Origin of the sequence: Vibrio sp. H11 (assembly GCF_004804295.1) — a bacterium.
GTDB classification, from domain to species: domain Bacteria; phylum Pseudomonadota; class Gammaproteobacteria; order Enterobacterales; family Vibrionaceae; genus Vibrio; species Vibrio ostreae.
Genome location: NZ_SSHN01000007.1, coordinates 183937 through 199082 on the forward strand (window position 1 = coordinate 183937; position 15146 = coordinate 199082).

Consider the following 15146-nt stretch of genomic DNA (forward strand, 5'->3'; position numbering starts at 1 on the left):
AGCCATTGGCGCTCCTTAACCGTTTGCTTAACCAAAGTATTCCATTGCTGCCACCACTGCCTGTCCAGGCACGATTGCTGCTTTGTGCTTGATAAGAACCGCTTCCAGAGCAGCCAGAGTAGACAACACACATTCCTGACGCGCGTTGTAACCCATGGTACCGATACGCCAGATCTTACCGTGCAGCGGACCAAACGAGGTACCGATCTCGATACCAAAACGGTTCAGTAGTTCCATACGGACGGCATCGCCGTTGACGCTGGCCGGGATATAGACACCAACGACGTTATTCATCTTGTAAGCCTGGTTACCAAACAGTTCCAGACCCATCGCACGCAGACCAACCGCCAGTGCATCACCGGCTTGCTTATGACGAGCGACAACATTATCAACCCCTTCTTCCAGGAAGATGCGCGCGCATTCACGTGCTGCATACAGCATGCTGGTCGCTTCGGTGTGGTGGTTAAGCCGTTCCGGTCCCCAGTAATCCATGATCATCGCCAGATCAAAGTAATTCGACTGGATCATCGCATCTTCACCCTGCGTGTGGTGATCGGCGCGGATACCGGCCTCTACGTGTTTGCGACGGTTGATCACTTCTGCACAGCGATCGCTCAGCGTGATGGGTGCCGAACCTGAAGGGCCGCCCAGACATTTCTGCAGACCGGCAGAAACCGCATCCAGATGCCACTCATCAACTTTCAGATCGTTACCTGCGATTGACGCTGTAGCGTCACAATAAAACAACACCCCATAACGCTGACAGATGTCGCCCATCTCAGCCAGAGGCTGATTCATTGTGGTTGAGGTATCGCCCTGTACGGTTGCCAGCATTTTAGGCTGGAAGGATTTGATCGCGGCTTCCACTTTATCCGCCGGGCACACTTCACCCCATTCGATATCGATGGTTTTTACCACAGCACCGACACGCTGCGCGATTTCACACAACAGGTGGCCAAAACGGCCAATCACAGGGATCAGGACTTTGTCACCAGGTTGCAGAACAGAAACCAGTACCGCTTCAATACCGGAACGCGCCGTGCCATCCACCAGCATGGTTTGCTTATTGTCAGTCTGGAATACACCACGGTACAGTGACTGTACCTGGTTCATGTAACCAGTCATCACCGGATCGTACTGACCAATCAGTGACTGAGAGATAGCCTGATGAACACGTGGATAAGCATTGATCGGACCCGGGCCCATCAACAGACGTTGTGGCGGGTTCAGGGTTTCAAATAGTTCGTTTTGGGCTTTCATCTCATTCTCCAAGTATACTGCGTCCATCACTACGAGGATCGCTGGTTGCGCACGCTTTTCCTTCGCTATTCAATACGATAGCGCCAGCATGTCCCATTAATTCGTTCACATCGGCAACGTAAGTCACATCGTGACCGCGTTGCATCAGTTGCTCGCCGTATGCGTCATACAGCGAACGTTCAAGTCGTAAGTTGTTGGTACTGTTTCCCCAGGTACGTCCCAGCAGCCAGCGCGGTTTCGCCACCGCATCAGCCAGCGTGTCACCCTGATAATGGTAACGGCTGAACAGACAAGCCTGAGTCTGTGGCTGCCCTTCTCCGCCCATGGTGCCGTAACTCATGCGGCTGCCATCATTAAGCTCGGCATAGGCCGGGTTAAGGGTATGGAACGGTTTTTTGCCCGCAGCCAGTACGTTGTGATGGCTGGCATCGAGCGAGAAACTCTTACCGCGACAATTCCACAAAATACCGGTCTCAGGCAGGAGCAAACCGGAACCAAACTCCCAGTACACACTCTGGATAAAGCTCACCATGGTGCCGTACTGATCCGAGGCGCCCATCCAGATGGTGTCACCCGGTTTCGCCTGGTGTGGCCAGGGCAGCGCTTTTTGCAACGACACATTGCTAACACATTCATCAATCACAGATTCAGTCAGCCACTCCTGCAGCGGCTGAGTAAGATTCTCTTCGTCGCACACTTCACGGTCACGGATGATGAAGGCCTGTTTGGTGGCTTCAACCAGCAGGTGGATGTGGTCAATTTCACTTTCCGCCTGCGCTGCCAGACGATCATAAATCGCCAGGATCAGCAGTGATGCCACGCCCTGAGTCGGCGCACCAAAGTTATACAAACGCCCTTTAGATGTTTGTACGCTGAGTGGTGCCAACACGCGAGCCTGATGGGCATGAAAATCTTTCAGGCCCAGCGGGCTGCCGGCCTGTTGCAGCTCTTTCGCTGCCAATTCGGCAATCTCACCACGGTAGAAATCATCCAGGCCAGACTCGGCAAGACGGGTCAGGGTGTTGGCCAGCGCTTCGTTAATCAGCGTATCGCCCACCTGCAGTGTTTTGCCCTGTTTAAGGAAACGCTCAGCAAACGCTGGTAAAGAAGCCAGCCGCTGGTAAGTTTTTTCACTGGCATTGACCAGACTTTGTGTCACTTCAATGCCCGAGCGCGCAGCGTCAATCGCAGGTTGTAACAGTTGGATCAGCGGCAGATTGGTGGCATCCATTTCCAGCGCTTTTTGCCAGGCTGCAACCGTACCGGCCATGGTAATTGAGGCATCAGCCCCCGCTTCCGGCAGCTCACTGCCTTTGGCACGGAATGCGTCCACGTCGATATTGAGCGCCGCAGCGCCGCAGCCGTCGATGGCAACCGGAGTCTGGCCTTTCTTGGCAATCAGCCAGAAGCTGTCGCCGCCAATCCCATTCATATGCGGGTACTGCACAGAAATCATCGCTGCCGCAGCCACCATGGCTTCACTGGCGGTACCGCCTGCATCGAGAATTTGCTGGCCTACCTGGGCGGCCTTATAGTGAGGGGCAGTAAACGCCGTTTGATGCTTCATTCACGTTCTCCTTGGCTCAGTTTATCACCCGTTGCCAGCAGATCTTCTTCCTGATCAGGCTGTCCCATCAGGGAAACGCCGCACGGGCCCTCTAATAATTCGTTCATCGGCAGATGAAGCTGAGGCAGACCGGATAAACCGGCAATACTGGTCAGCCCCATTAACTGACTACGGTAGACCGCCAGTTCATCGGCCGGCATGGTCAGAGACGGCGGACCGGATGGTGTGGTCGGAATCGCCCACAGACACTGATTTTGCTGCAGATGGCAGACTAATTTTTGCATCAGTCCGGTTTGTTCTTCTCTGGCGTGATGATATTGCTCACGAGTAATGGTGCGGGCCCACGCCACGCGCTCGCCAATCGCAGGATCGATACTGTTAACGTGTTCACTCAGCCATACATCGTGTTCACGGATAATGTCGAAGCCCTGAATCGTGCGGAACAAAAGGCTCAGTTCGGTCAGACTCCAGCCCAGATCGGCAAGGAAATCGCCTTCCAACAGCGTGAAATCATTTTGCTCACACCACTGTTGCAAACGTACCAGACGCGGCTCAGACATGATCGCCTTACACTGACCATCCAGATAAAGGGTTTTGCACTCTACACCCGACTTGTCGCGACCGGAAAGTATCGACCAAACCTGACGCATCAGCCCGAGATCACGGGTAAAAATACCCGCTGTATCAAAACTTTTTGCCAGTTCAAACGCATGCGACAGATCCAGGCTGCCCAGGGTCGGACGCAGACCGTACAGACCACAGTAACTGGCCGGTACGCGAACCGAACCACCGGTATCCGTGCCGATAGAAAACTCACAGTCACCGTTGGCTACCGCCACGGCACTGCCGCTCGAAGATCCACCCGGAATGCAATCCGCTGCCGCCGGGTTAACCGGTGTACCGTAATGGACGTTCTGGCCGTTGAGGCTATAAGCCAGTTCGTCAGTTTGCACGCGTCCGCTGCACTCGGCACCCGCTTCGAGCAACGCACTAATCAGAGGTGAAGTATCAGTGGCTTTCTCATGGGTGGTCAGCCAGGTCGGGTTGCCCGCTCCGGTCACGAAACCGGCTACATCGAACAGATCTTTGAACACAAAATGTGTACCCGACAGTACACCCTGCGCAGTGGCAGGCAAAAATTGCGGGCCTTGTTGGCAGTAAACTCGAGCATCCCTACTCATAGCATTTCCTTTGTCGCATTCGTTTTAGTTCGTTCAGCGCCACGCTTTCAGAGTGTGGCGGCTTTTATCAGTTGGTTGCCGCTTTTAAGGTTTCATTCTGGCGCGCATAACGGTTAGCCAGCACGGCACAGTAGAAGATCTGAATCGGGTGATACAGCATGATTGGCAACAGAATCATACCCAGGGTCGGATCGGCACCGAAAATAACTTTTGCCATCGGGATACCCGCCGCCAGTGTTTTCTTGGTGCCACAGAACACCGCCGCCACTTCATCCGGCAGTGCAAATTTAACCCGGCGAGCTCCCCACTGAATCAGGTGCACCATGATGACCAGAGTGACCACACAAATCGCGATAGACGTCGCCAGCAGACCAACGGAGAATTCGCTCCACACACCGTTAACCACTGAATCACAGAACGCGTTGTAAACGATCAGCAGGATGACGTATTTGTCTACTTTGTTAACCACTGACTTATGACGGTCCACGAAAGAAACCAGGTAAGGACGCAGCAACTGACCGACTATCATCGGAACCAGTAGCAGCTTAGCAATCGAAGTGACCGAATCCATCAGATCCAGTTGTACTCCTTCAAAGCCCATAAACAGTTGGATCAACAGCGGCGTAATAAATACACCCAGCACGCTTGACAGAGAAGCGTTAAAAATCGCCCCCGGTACGTTACCTTTGCCCACACTGGTCATCGCAACCGAAGAAGAAATCGTACTTGGCAGCACCAGCAGGTAACAGAAACCAAACGCCAGAGCCGATGGCATGTAAGCCAGGAACGCTTCGCCAAAAATCACCCACAGCAGCGGGTAAATCACAAACGTGGCCATTTGAATATAAATATGCAGGCGCCAGTTGGTCACACCCGCTTTAATCGCTTTTGGTGACAGGCCCAGACCGTGCAGGAAGAAGACAATGGCGACACCAATACCCGTGATTTGATCCAGATGAATCACACCACCGGAACGACCGATTTCAGACGTCATGGAAGCCAGCACGATGGCGGCGACCATGCCGACCAAAAACCACTCTTTTTTAAGTTTTGCTAATACATTCATATCGTAAGTTTTGCTCTTGGTTGCTTTATTAATATCGAAGACCAACTCGCAACTATTCCACTTCACTAAGCAGCGAATAGCTGTGAGAAATATTCCGGCTTAATTGAGCCGCATTCTGACCAAGGTGTCGGTACACCTTGTTGACCAGGTATGATATTAAGCTCATAGGCACCGCATAGCTATCTAAAGGTGCCTGATTATTCATATAACACAGCAGAAAATGCGTTACTTCAGACGCGTATTTCTGACCCGATTGATCGGTGATCAATAAACAGGGTTTGCCATTCAAATGCTGAATTATCTTTTCAAACTGGCTGATACGGCGGCGAATACCAATCACAATCACAAAATCGTCGTCACCTATCGAAACCAGATCTTCGCCCAGCGTTTGTCCCGGCAGAGGCAGCAGTTCGACGTCACTGCGGCACTGCATCAGTTGCTGGCGAAAATGCATCGCTAACGGATAACTGTTGCGATAACCGATGATCTTAACGCGTTTTGCCCGCGCTATCGCATCAATCAAACCAGTCACATCAATCGCAGCCAACTGGGCCCAGAGCTGCTCCAGGGCACGCATATCATTCTGAATGCCCGGATCATCGATGTTAGAGGTCAGAACCGGGATACCTTTATCGCGTTCCTGCATCAGCTCCTGACGGAGCGCGAGATGATCGTCATAACCTAACTGTCTGATAAAACGACTCACGCTGGTTTTAGACACCGAACAGGACTCGGCAATTTCAGCGGTCGACAGCATGAGGATCTTCTCCGGATTGAGCTGCAGATAGTCTGCCACCCTGCGGCTGCTCTCCGTTAAACGCGAATACTGCTGCGTAATACGTTCGCTCAGTGAGTTGTGATTGGTCATTCGCACTCCCTAGTTTCGATTAGCCGTTGTTAGCGAACTGCCGACAAAAAGCTTTGCAGCTCTGGCGTCTGTGGCGCAGCAAACACTTCTTCGCTGGGACCGGTTTCCCACACTTTACCCTGGTTCATAAACACCACGCGGTCGCCCACATCGCGGGCAAAGTTCATCTCATGGGTAACCAGAATCAGAGTCATGCCTTCCGCTTTTAACTGCTCCAGCACTTTAAGCACTTCACCCACCAGTTCCGGATCCAGCGCCGAGGTGATTTCATCACACAGCAGGACTTTCGGATTCATCGCCAGTGAGCGGGCAATCGCGACGCGCTGCTGCTGACCACCGGACAGATTGCTCGGATACGCCTCAAACTTATCTGCCAGCCCGACTTTAGCCAGTAGTTCACGCGCCTGGGCTTCACACTCTTTGCTGTCTTTTTTCAGCACCAGTTTGGGTGCCAGCATCACATTCTCGCCTACGGTCATGTGCGGGAACAGGTTAAAGCTCTGAAACACCATACCAACGCTGCGGCTCAGCAGACGCAGTTTGTATTCATCGTTTTCCACCGCCTGACTGTCAACGATGATGGCACCTTCCTGATAATCTTCCAGGCCATTCATACAACGCAGTAAGGTACTTTTCCCTGAACCACTGCGACCGATGATCGAGACAACTTCACCACGTTTGATTTTCAGGTCGACGCCTTTCAGGACGTGGTTTTCACCATAATATTTATGAACTTGTTCAACACTAACGAGTGACATGATTGCGAGTCTCCAGGTATCGGGCTAACACAGAAAGCGGAAAGCAAATAGCAAAGTACAGTACAGCAACCAGCGCAAACACCTTGAACGGCTGGAAGGTCGCGTTGTTTAACATGGTGCCGGCTTTAGTCAGCTCGACAAACCCAATGATGGACGCCAGTGCCGTGCCTTTAACAATCTGCACGGAAAAGCCCACTGTTGGTGCAATGGCCATACGGGCCGCTTGCGGGGCAATAACATGACGCATGGTCTGAAGATAGGTCATCCCCAGCGTGCGACACGCTTCCCACTGCCCTTTTGGCAACGACTCAATACAACCGCGCCAGATATCATGGAAAAATGCACTACTAAATAGTGTCAGAGACAAAATCGCCGCCGTCCACGGGCTGACTTCAATGCCAACCAGCGATAAACCAAAGAAGGCCAGAAATAACTGCATCAGCAGCGGTGTGCCCTGAAACAGTTCCACATACAGTTTGACGATAGCTGTCATCACCGGACTGCGGGTACTGCGTAATAAAGTAATGATAAGACCCAGCAGTCCGCCACCGACAAAAGCAATCAGGGATAAAGCAACCGTCCAGCGCGCGGCCATCAGCAGGCTGCGAAAAATATCCCAATCGGTAAATTGCATCATATTCCGGCTCTCCTACAACGATGGGTTCTTGAACGTTTTGCGTTTGACTAACGCAAACATCTGTCGCATCACAATCGCCAGTACCAGATAAATCGCCGCGGTCAGCATGTACGATTCAAAACTCAGGAAACTGCGTGATTGCACAAAGTTAGCGGCAAAGGTTAAATCTTCGACCGAAATTTGCGAGACCACCGCGGAGCCGAGCATCACAATAATGCACTGGCTGACAATCGCCGGGTAAACGCGCTGATACGCCGGTGGAAGCACGATACGGGTAAAGATCTGCATTCGGGTCAGACCCAGTGTTTTGCCGGCTTCCCACTGTCCTTTCGGTGTGGCTTCAATACCGGCACGAATGATCTCCGCTGAATACGCCCCCAGGTTGATGACCATGGCAATCAAACCGGCTTGCCAGGCACTGAGCTTGATGCCCAGCGCAGGCAGGCCGAAAAAGATAAAAAACAGTTGCACAATAAACGGGGTGTTGCGAATCACCTCGATATAACACGTGCAGACAAACTTAAGCCATTTCACCTGGCTGGTTTTGGCACCGGCGCAAACAGTGCCAAGCAGTAACCCGCCAAGGGTTGAGATGACCGTCAGTTCAACGGTCGTTCCAAGCCCTGCCACAAACTGTGGCAGGTAAGGAGTCAAACCGCTAAAATCCAACTGATAACTCATGCTTCGTCCTTAAAGTTCTTGGTTCGAAACCGCTTATGCGCCCAGGTCCGCAGGAAATGGTGCTTTGAGCCATTTTTGCGAGAAACCTTCCAGGACACCCTCTTCTTTTGCTTGTGAAATCAGACGATTGACTTCTTTCAGCAGAGACTCTTCACCTTTCATCACGCCGACAAAACATGGCGAGTTTTTCAGCAAGAACTTGGTCTTCGGTGCTTTGGCCGGATAGCGGGTTGCAATTTCAGTCACCACCAGGTTGCCGGTTGCGATCAGGCTAACCTGACCCGACAAGAACGACGACAAGGTTGCGTTGTTGTCTTCAAAACGTTTAATCACAGTATCAGCCGGTGCAATCTTGCTCAGCTCAAGATCCTCAACCGAGCCGCGTGTCACACCAATCGTTTTACCGCTCAGATCCTTCGCATCACCGACCGCTTCATCTTCAGAGCCGAATACACCCAGATAGAAAGGTGCATACGCTTCACTGAAATCGATCACTTTGGCACGTTCCGGGTTTTTACCCATGCTGGAAATCACCAGATCCACCTTACCGGTTTGTAAGTAAGGAATACGGTTAGCACTGGTTACCGGCACCAACTCCAGTTTCACGTCCAGTTTGTCCGCCAGATAACCCGCCATATCAATGTCGTAACCTTGCGGTTTCAGGTCGATACCAATTGAACCAAACGGAGGGAAATCCTGAGGAACCGCCACTTTAAGTACACCTTTCTGATGAACCGAATCCAGTTGGTCAGCCTTCGCTGCCGTTGCGCCAACCAGTAAGCTGGCAGATGCGAGTACACTCGCCATAAGGCCAAATAATTTCATCGTTAATCTCCTTTTAAAATGAAACGCTTGAAACATCTGACTTACACTTTGCAACGATCGCGCCAACTTTAATTAAAAATATAATCGCATTAATAACAAGAAGTTAGATATCAATGCGATTTTTACAACTGACTTCATACTGAAACTAGTGGAACTTTTGGTGCACAACCGATCACTTGTGGTGCAATCGTTTCAGCCTTTACTGCCTACGGTTAAAAAACACCGGGTAAATTCGGGTCACCATCCTGATGACCCGTCTAACCACGATTTGCCTATGCCTTTTCATCACGCAGGCGCAACGCTGCAACCGATGATGAGTTGTCCATCATGTAACGGTAAGCAAACGCCGATACCAGACCACCAATGAAAAGTGCATAGTTGGCGAGTTCAGCCACGACGAACGTTGCCACAATCGCAATCAGGCTGGCAAAAACCAGGGCATAAATACTGTTCATGTTGAAACCATTACGGTACCAGTACAGACCCTCTTTTGACTCGGTGTACAGTGACGGTACATCGATATGACCTTTCTTAATGATGTAGTAATCGACGATGATAATGCCGTACAGAGGACCAATCATCGCTGCCAGTACATCCACCGTGTAATGAATGACTTCCGGGTTGTTGAACAGGTTCCAAGGTGTCAGCAGCACTGAACCGAACGCCGCGATAAAACCACCCATTTTGAAGCTGATTTTTTGTGGTGATACGTTAGAGAAGTCAAACGCAGGCGCCACAAAGTTCGCAACAATGTTGATACCAACGGTCGCGAAGATAAACGTCATCGCACCAAGCACGGTAATCATGCCGGAATCAAGACGTTTTACCGTTTCAACCGGGTCAGTAATCATTTCACCAAATACCGGAATTGAAGCTGATACAATCACCACGCTGAACACAGAGAACAACAGGAAATTCAGCGGCAGACCCAGCAGGTTACCCAGTTTCAGTTTTTGGTAACTGCCACAGTAACGTGAGAAGTCACTAAAGTTCAGCGTCGGACCAGCAAAGTAACCCGCAACCAGAGCAATCGCGATCACCATTTGCGTTACGACTTCCCAGCCCTGCAGGTTTTGTGAGCTCAGATTAAAGCTGATGTTATCCCAGCCCGCCAGATCAACCATGTAAACACACAGCGCGAACATCGCCACGTAAATGGCCGGACCAGACCAGTCAATGACCTTACGAATCATATCCATGCCGAACATGAACACGATACCCTGCAGGATCCACATCGAGACAAAGCCAACCCAACCCAGGTAAGACAGGCCCAGGAAGCTTGCATCCGCCAGACTTTCCATGCCCGGAAAAAAGTACAGCAGCAAAATAATAAATGAGCTGGAAGCCAGGTAAGTTTGAATACCGTACCAAACCACCGCAATCAGACCGCGGATCACAGCTGGAATATTGGCACCAAAGACACCAAAAGACATACGCGCGATAACCGGGAATGGTGCACCAGCTTGCTGACCCGGTTTACCCATCAGGTTGGCAAACACCAGCACAATGGAAATCCCCACTAACAAACTGATGAAAACCTGGATACCGTTCAGGCCTAACGCAAACAGACTGGCCGCAAAGACGTAACCTCCGACGCTGTGTACGTCTGACATCCAGAACGCGAAAATGCTGTACCAACCCCACTTCTGTTCTTTCTCAGGGAGCAAATCAGCATTGGCTAATTTGTCGCTAATTGGCAATTCCTTTTTCATAGTATAACTTCCTTGCACTTATATTGTATACAATCACAAATACAAGTAGCGTGCCAATTTGTTAAAACCCCGTTTTTATTGACTTCAGCCTCATTAAGCCGGTGAGAACTTACTAGGTGGCGCACCATCATAGTTCATGGCGCAACAAGATAGTGCACAGTTTGCGGTGATTTTGGTGAATAAAATCACCAAGCCCCGCGGTTTATAACTTGCTTCATTCGATTAACATGGTATACATATTGCAGCCGTAAGTTGTATACAACTATTTAGAGAATGCTCATGTCTAACGACGAAAAAATTTATCAAAAGATGCTTAAAGCCATCGTTGAACATCAACTTCCGCCTGGTGAAAGGTTACCTGAAGATAAACTTTCAGAAGTGTTTGGCGTCAGCCGCACCGGCATTCGTAAAGTACTTCAGCGCCTCGCACTGGAACGTTTCGTGGTGATTCAGCCCAATAAAGGCGCGCAAGTGAATCGTCCCAGCCGCCAGGAAGCAGAGGAAGTACTCGATAGCCGTATTCTCCTTGAACCATTATTAATGCAAGACGTCAGCGAAAACTGGAACCTTAAAGTGTCTAAGCATTTTCGTGACATCGTTGCTCAGGAAAAGCAGGCTGAACGCGACAATAACCTGACCCGTTCCATTCAGTTGACCGCCCAATTCCACTATGAACTGGCCCGAATCGGTAACAATCGGGTGCTGGCAGAATTTATAGAACAACTCTGCTATCGCTCCTCTTTAGTTATCGCTGCCTACGGTACCCGGGAGAGTGTGAGCTGTGACTGTGGTGATCACATCGAACTGATTGATCTGCTCGATCAACGCAAAGTCGCGCAAGCCCAGCAATGGATGCGCCATCACCTGCAACATATTAAGCAGTCGATTTCACTGACAGGAAAACAAGAAGCGCAAATCGATTTCAATTCACTTTTTGCCCAAATGGATTAATGGATGAAAATTCAGTTAATAAACCCAAATACCTGCCAGGGTATGACTGACAAAATTGCCGTGTCAGCCCAAACTATCTGCTTACCTGATACAGAGATTATTGCCCGATCGCCTGCTCATGGCCCGGAAAGTATTGAGTGTGCGGTGGATGAAACCATCGCAGCAGCCGCCATGCTGGATGTGATTGCCCAAGGTGAAGCGGAAGGTGTTAATGCGCATATCGTGGCTTGTTTTGGTGATCCGGCCATCGATGCGGCGCGCGAACTGGCAAAAGCGCCTGTGATTGGTATTGCGGGTGCAGCATTCCAGCTGGCCAGCCTGGTTTCGCATAAATTTGGCGTGGTAACAACTATGTCCCGCACCCTGCCTGCCGCTCATCACCTGTTACACCGTTACGGCTACCACCATCTGTGCACCGGCGTACGTGCAACCGATATTGCAGTACTTGATCTGGAACACATTCAAGCCGACGTATACAAACAACTGGTTGATGAATGCCGCGCCGCTATCGAACAAGATGGCGCTGAAGCGATTGTGCTCGGTTGTGCCGGTATGTCGGATCTGGCCAATGAAATTTCTTCCGAGCTGCAGGTGCCGGTCATTGATGGCGTTGTGGCGGCGGTTAAACTGGCTGAATCTCTGCACGCCCTGAACCTGACTACATCCAAAAGCGGCCAGTACGCGACCCCGTTTGGTAAAGCATTCCACGGCCGTTATCAACACTGGAGCCGTTAATTCTGTTTTAAGGAACCCGATATGGAAGTCTCAAATCCACGCGATTACATTGGCTACGGACGTAACAACGTTCCGGATGCAAAATGGCCGGGCGGCGCGAAAATCGCCCTGCAATTTGTGATGAACTATGAAGAAGGCGGTGAAAACTGTGTTCTGCACGGCGATGAGCACGCTGAAACCTTTTTGTCGGAAATTGCCGGCGCTGCACCGTATCCGACCCGTCATATGAGTATGGAATCCCTGTATGAGTATGGTTCACGAGTGGGTGTCTGGCGTATTCTGAACGAATTTAACAAACGTGACCTACCGCTCACCGTATTTGGCGTTGCGACCGCGTTACAGCGTAACCCTGAAGTCACCAAAGCGATCATCGAACAAGGTCATGAAATTGCCTGTCACGGCCTGAAATGGATCCATTATCAGGATATGTCACCAGAGCAAGAGCGTGCCCATATGGTAGAAGCACTGGATATTATCGAGAACTTAACCGGTAAACGCCCGATTGGCTGGTATACCGGCCGCGATTCTCCCAATACCCGTGAGCTGGTTGCCGAGCAAGACGGTCTGCTGTACGACTCCGATTACTACGGTGACGACCTGCCTTTCTGGATGCCGGTTAACGATGTGAAAAATCCGGGGCAACAGCGCCCTCATCTGGTGATCCCATACACACTGGATACCAATGACATGCGTTTTGCCTCACCTTACGGCTTCAGCCACGGTGAAGAATTCTTCCAGTACCTGAAAGAGAACTTTGACTGCCTGTATGAAGAAGGTCAGGACAAGCCGAAAATGATGAATATCGGCCTGCACTGTCGCATCATAGGTAAACCAAGCCGCTTTATGGCACTGAAAAAGTTCCTTGATTACGTGCAATCGCACGAAGGCGTCTGGATCACAACTCGCGAGCAGATTGCCCGCCACTGGATTGAACATCATCCACCAAAATAGGCGGCTGGCACAATTAAGCCAGCAGCAACGACGCAAAACAGTGACTGATTAACAGCATATTTGCCACTGATTGAACTGACTAGTTACAAGCCGTCGGGGTTCCTTCTAGCCCGGCGGCTTTTTTATGGTTCGCCGCGCAACAAGCAAAGTAGCCTCGCTGCATTGTCAGACACAACACCTCAGAAAAAAGCGCCTTTCCTAACAAAAAACACCGTCTCTCAAGCCAACATCCGTTTTCGCACGCCGATATGTCCTGGTTTGCCTATGCACCAAAGTTAACCTTTTTGCACCATCAGGGGACAGCGTACGCTTTAATTTTTCAGGCGTAGTTTCATAACCCAATGAAATAACTTGACTATTTAGTCAGGAAATTAGTGGCACACTGTTTGCTCTATTGTCTGTATCAGAATGTTAACAATAATGTATACAAGGAAGTCAGTATGTCTCAACCACACAACCATGACCTCGTTTATGGCTTGGACGACAAGCCAGCACCGGGGGCTGCGTTCTATGCGGGACTGCAACACGTGCTCGCCAGTTTCGTTGGCATCATCACGCCAACGCTGATCATTGGCGGTGTGCTCGGATTAGGAGACCATGTGCCTTATCTGATCAGCATGGCATTAATTGTATCCGGTATCGGTACCTTTATTCAGGCACGTCGCATCGGGCCTATCGGTGCCGGTATGGTGTGTGTGCAGGGAACCAGCTTTGCGTTTCTCAGCTCAGTACTGGCTGCCGGATTCATCGCCAAGTCTAATGGCGGCGGTCCTGAAGATATTCTTGCCATGATTTTTGGGGTCTGTTTTGTTGGTGCCTTCATCGAAATTATTCTCTCGCAGTTTATTGGCAAACTAGGCAAAATCATCACCCCAATCGTCACCGGTATTGTCGTCACAACGATTGGTATCTCATTGATTAAAGTCGGTATGACGGACTTAGCCGGTGGCGTTAAAGCTCCCGACTTTGCTCAGTGGCACAACCTGGCGTTGGGCGCTGTCGTCCTCGTGACCATTATTGCCCTGAACCGCTCCCGCAACCTGATGGTACGTCTGTCATCAATTCTGATTGGTATGGTAGTGGGCTACATCGTCGCGGCCGGTATGGGTATGGTGCATATAGAGAATGCGTTTAACCAACCACTGGTGAGCATTCCGGTGCCGTTCAAATATGGGTTTGACTTTGACTGGTACGCCTTTTTGCCAATCGCGGTGATTTACGCTATTACCGCGATTGAATCAACCGGAGACATCACGGCAAACTGCATCATTACCAAGCTGCCTCTTTCCGGGCCTAAGTATCTGAACCGGATTAAATCCGGGATCCTTGGTGATGGAGTGAACTCTATGATTGCCGCCGTGTTCAACACTTTTCCTAATACCACTTTCAGCCAGAACAACAGTGTGATTCACCTGACGGGCATTGCCAGCCGACATGTCGGCTACTTTGTGGCGCTGATTCTGTGCGTGCTGGGATTGTTTCCTATCATCGGCGGGATCCTGACCACCATTCCTAAACCTGTGATTGGCGGTGCGACTCTGGTGATGTTTGGTACTGTGGCCGCAGCTGGTATCAAAATCATTGCCAACGAGCATCTGGATCGTCGTAACCTGATGATTCTGGCCGTCTCTTTTGGTATTGGCCTCGGCGTTATGCTGGTTCCGGAAGTGATGCAAGAGATGCCAAAACTACTGCAAAGCGTGTTTGGTTCACCCGTCACGACCAGTGGTATTGCAGCCATCATCATGACACTGGTGCTGCCGGAGGGCAAAGATCAGACAACCGCCAATCAACATCCAGCGGCGACAGTCAGCACGCCTCATCGGGAAAAACAAAGCATTGCATAAACACAGCAAGACTCGCGCTTATGCTTCCCCTGCCGCAACAAACAAAGGATGACCTCGGGCATCCTTTGTTTCCTATCTGCGCTGATTTTATATCAGCGCTCACTTCG

Annotated in this window: 14 protein-coding genes; 4 read left to right on the forward strand and 10 right to left on the reverse strand. The window is 50.7% G+C overall.

Translation table 11 applies throughout. The features are described 5' to 3' along the window. Positions 1-27: 27 nt before the first annotated feature. The 10 genes from E6C74_RS12905 to E6C74_RS12950 all read right to left on the reverse strand — a co-directional run bounded on the left by E6C74_RS12905 (position 28) and on the right by E6C74_RS12950 (position 10555). The gene (locus tag E6C74_RS12905; protein WP_136485818.1) at positions 28-1260 is read right to left on the reverse strand and encodes an alanine--glyoxylate aminotransferase family protein; all 1233 of its coding nucleotides are present in this window, start codon (positions 1258-1260) and stop codon (positions 28-30) included. Between the two features lies 1 nt (position 1261). Further along, a complete protein-coding gene (locus E6C74_RS12910) occupies positions 1262-2827 on the reverse strand; it encodes a gamma-glutamyltransferase family protein (protein ID WP_136485820.1) in 1566 nt (521 codons plus the stop codon). Continuing rightward, positions 2824-4008 carry an amidase gene (locus E6C74_RS12915; RefSeq protein ID WP_136485822.1) on the reverse strand — a complete coding sequence of 395 codons (1185 nt, stop codon included), beginning with the start codon at positions 4006-4008 and terminating at the stop codon, positions 2824-2826. Before E6C74_RS12915 ends, E6C74_RS12910 begins: the two co-directional genes overlap by 4 nt. A gap of 67 nt (positions 4009-4075) precedes the next feature. After that, entirely contained in the window at positions 4076-5074 is a 999-nt protein-coding gene (locus E6C74_RS12920; RefSeq protein ID WP_136485824.1) for a bile acid:sodium symporter family protein, read from the reverse strand. 52 nt (positions 5075-5126) lie between these two features. Next, a complete protein-coding gene (locus E6C74_RS12925; protein WP_136485826.1) occupies positions 5127-5942 on the reverse strand; it encodes a MurR/RpiR family transcriptional regulator in 816 nt (271 codons plus the stop codon). Positions 5943-5971: 29 nt separating this feature from the next. Then, positions 5972-6700: an amino acid ABC transporter ATP-binding protein gene (locus E6C74_RS12930; protein ID WP_136485828.1), complete on the reverse strand. Its 729-nt coding sequence runs from the start codon at positions 6698-6700 to the stop codon at positions 5972-5974. After that, positions 6687-7337 carry an amino acid ABC transporter permease gene (locus tag E6C74_RS12935; protein WP_136485830.1) on the reverse strand — a complete coding sequence of 217 codons (651 nt, stop codon included), beginning with the start codon at positions 7335-7337 and terminating at the stop codon, positions 6687-6689. Before E6C74_RS12935 ends, E6C74_RS12930 begins: the two co-directional genes overlap by 14 nt. 12 nt (positions 7338-7349) lie before the next feature. Next, on the reverse strand, positions 7350-8018 hold the full coding sequence (locus tag E6C74_RS12940) for an amino acid ABC transporter permease (RefSeq protein WP_136485832.1): 669 nt from the start codon (positions 8016-8018) through the stop codon (positions 7350-7352). Positions 8019-8051: 33 nt separating this feature from the next. After that, entirely contained in the window at positions 8052-8843 is a 792-nt protein-coding gene (locus E6C74_RS12945; RefSeq protein WP_136485834.1) for a transporter substrate-binding domain-containing protein, read from the reverse strand. Between the two features lie 272 nt (positions 8844-9115). Further along, positions 9116-10555: an NCS1 family nucleobase:cation symporter-1 gene (locus tag E6C74_RS12950; RefSeq protein WP_136485837.1), complete on the reverse strand. Its 1440-nt coding sequence runs from the start codon at positions 10553-10555 to the stop codon at positions 9116-9118. A gap of 279 nt (positions 10556-10834) precedes the next feature. Here E6C74_RS12950 and E6C74_RS12955 point away from each other — a divergent pair, with 279 nt between their 5' ends. From E6C74_RS12955 to E6C74_RS12970, 4 genes are all read left to right on the forward strand, one after another. Further along, entirely contained in the window at positions 10835-11506 is a 672-nt protein-coding gene (locus E6C74_RS12955) for a GntR family transcriptional regulator (protein WP_136485839.1), read from the forward strand. A gap of 3 nt (positions 11507-11509) precedes the next feature. Then, a complete protein-coding gene (locus tag E6C74_RS12960) occupies positions 11510-12241 on the forward strand; it encodes an aspartate/glutamate racemase family protein (protein WP_136485841.1) in 732 nt (243 codons plus the stop codon). 21 nt (positions 12242-12262) lie between these two features. Continuing rightward, positions 12263-13192, forward strand: coding sequence for an allantoinase PuuE (puuE, locus tag E6C74_RS12965; protein ID WP_136485843.1), 930 nt, complete (start codon positions 12263-12265; stop codon positions 13190-13192). Positions 13193-13632: 440 nt separating this feature from the next. Further along, complete coding sequence (locus tag E6C74_RS12970) at positions 13633-15039, forward strand: nucleobase:cation symporter-2 family protein (RefSeq protein WP_136485845.1); 1407 nt, start codon at positions 13633-13635, stop codon at positions 15037-15039. Positions 15040-15146: the final 107 nt, after the last annotated feature.

Excerpts from the sequence above, each read along its gene's own strand:
- E6C74_RS12905 (WP_136485818.1), bottom strand. The coding sequence starts at position 1,260 with ATGAAAGCCCAAAACGAACTATTTGAAACCCTGAACCCGCCACAACGT.
- E6C74_RS12910 (WP_136485820.1), bottom strand. The coding sequence starts at position 2,827 with ATGAAGCATCAAACGGCGTTTACTGCCCCTCACTATAAGGCCGCCCAG.
- E6C74_RS12915 (WP_136485822.1), bottom strand. The coding sequence starts at position 4,008 with ATGAGTAGGGATGCTCGAGTTTACTGCCAACAAGGCCCGCAATTTTTG.
- E6C74_RS12920 (WP_136485824.1), bottom strand. The coding sequence starts at position 5,074 with ATGAATGTATTAGCAAAACTTAAAAAAGAGTGGTTTTTGGTCGGCATG.
- E6C74_RS12925 (WP_136485826.1), bottom strand. The coding sequence starts at position 5,942 with ATGACCAATCACAACTCACTGAGCGAACGTATTACGCAGCAGTATTCG.
- E6C74_RS12930 (WP_136485828.1), bottom strand. The coding sequence starts at position 6,700 with ATGTCACTCGTTAGTGTTGAACAAGTTCATAAATATTATGGTGAAAAC.
- E6C74_RS12935 (WP_136485830.1), bottom strand. The coding sequence starts at position 7,337 with ATGATGCAATTTACCGATTGGGATATTTTTCGCAGCCTGCTGATGGCC.
- E6C74_RS12940 (WP_136485832.1), bottom strand. The coding sequence starts at position 8,018 with ATGAGTTATCAGTTGGATTTTAGCGGTTTGACTCCTTACCTGCCACAG.
- E6C74_RS12945 (WP_136485834.1), bottom strand. The coding sequence starts at position 8,843 with ATGAAATTATTTGGCCTTATGGCGAGTGTACTCGCATCTGCCAGCTTA.
- E6C74_RS12950 (WP_136485837.1), bottom strand. The coding sequence starts at position 10,555 with ATGAAAAAGGAATTGCCAATTAGCGACAAATTAGCCAATGCTGATTTG.
- E6C74_RS12955 (WP_136485839.1), top strand. The coding sequence starts at position 10,835 with ATGTCTAACGACGAAAAAATTTATCAAAAGATGCTTAAAGCCATCGTT.
- E6C74_RS12960 (WP_136485841.1), top strand. The coding sequence starts at position 11,510 with ATGAAAATTCAGTTAATAAACCCAAATACCTGCCAGGGTATGACTGAC.
- puuE (WP_136485843.1), top strand. The coding sequence starts at position 12,263 with ATGGAAGTCTCAAATCCACGCGATTACATTGGCTACGGACGTAACAAC.
- E6C74_RS12970 (WP_136485845.1), top strand. The coding sequence starts at position 13,633 with ATGTCTCAACCACACAACCATGACCTCGTTTATGGCTTGGACGACAAG.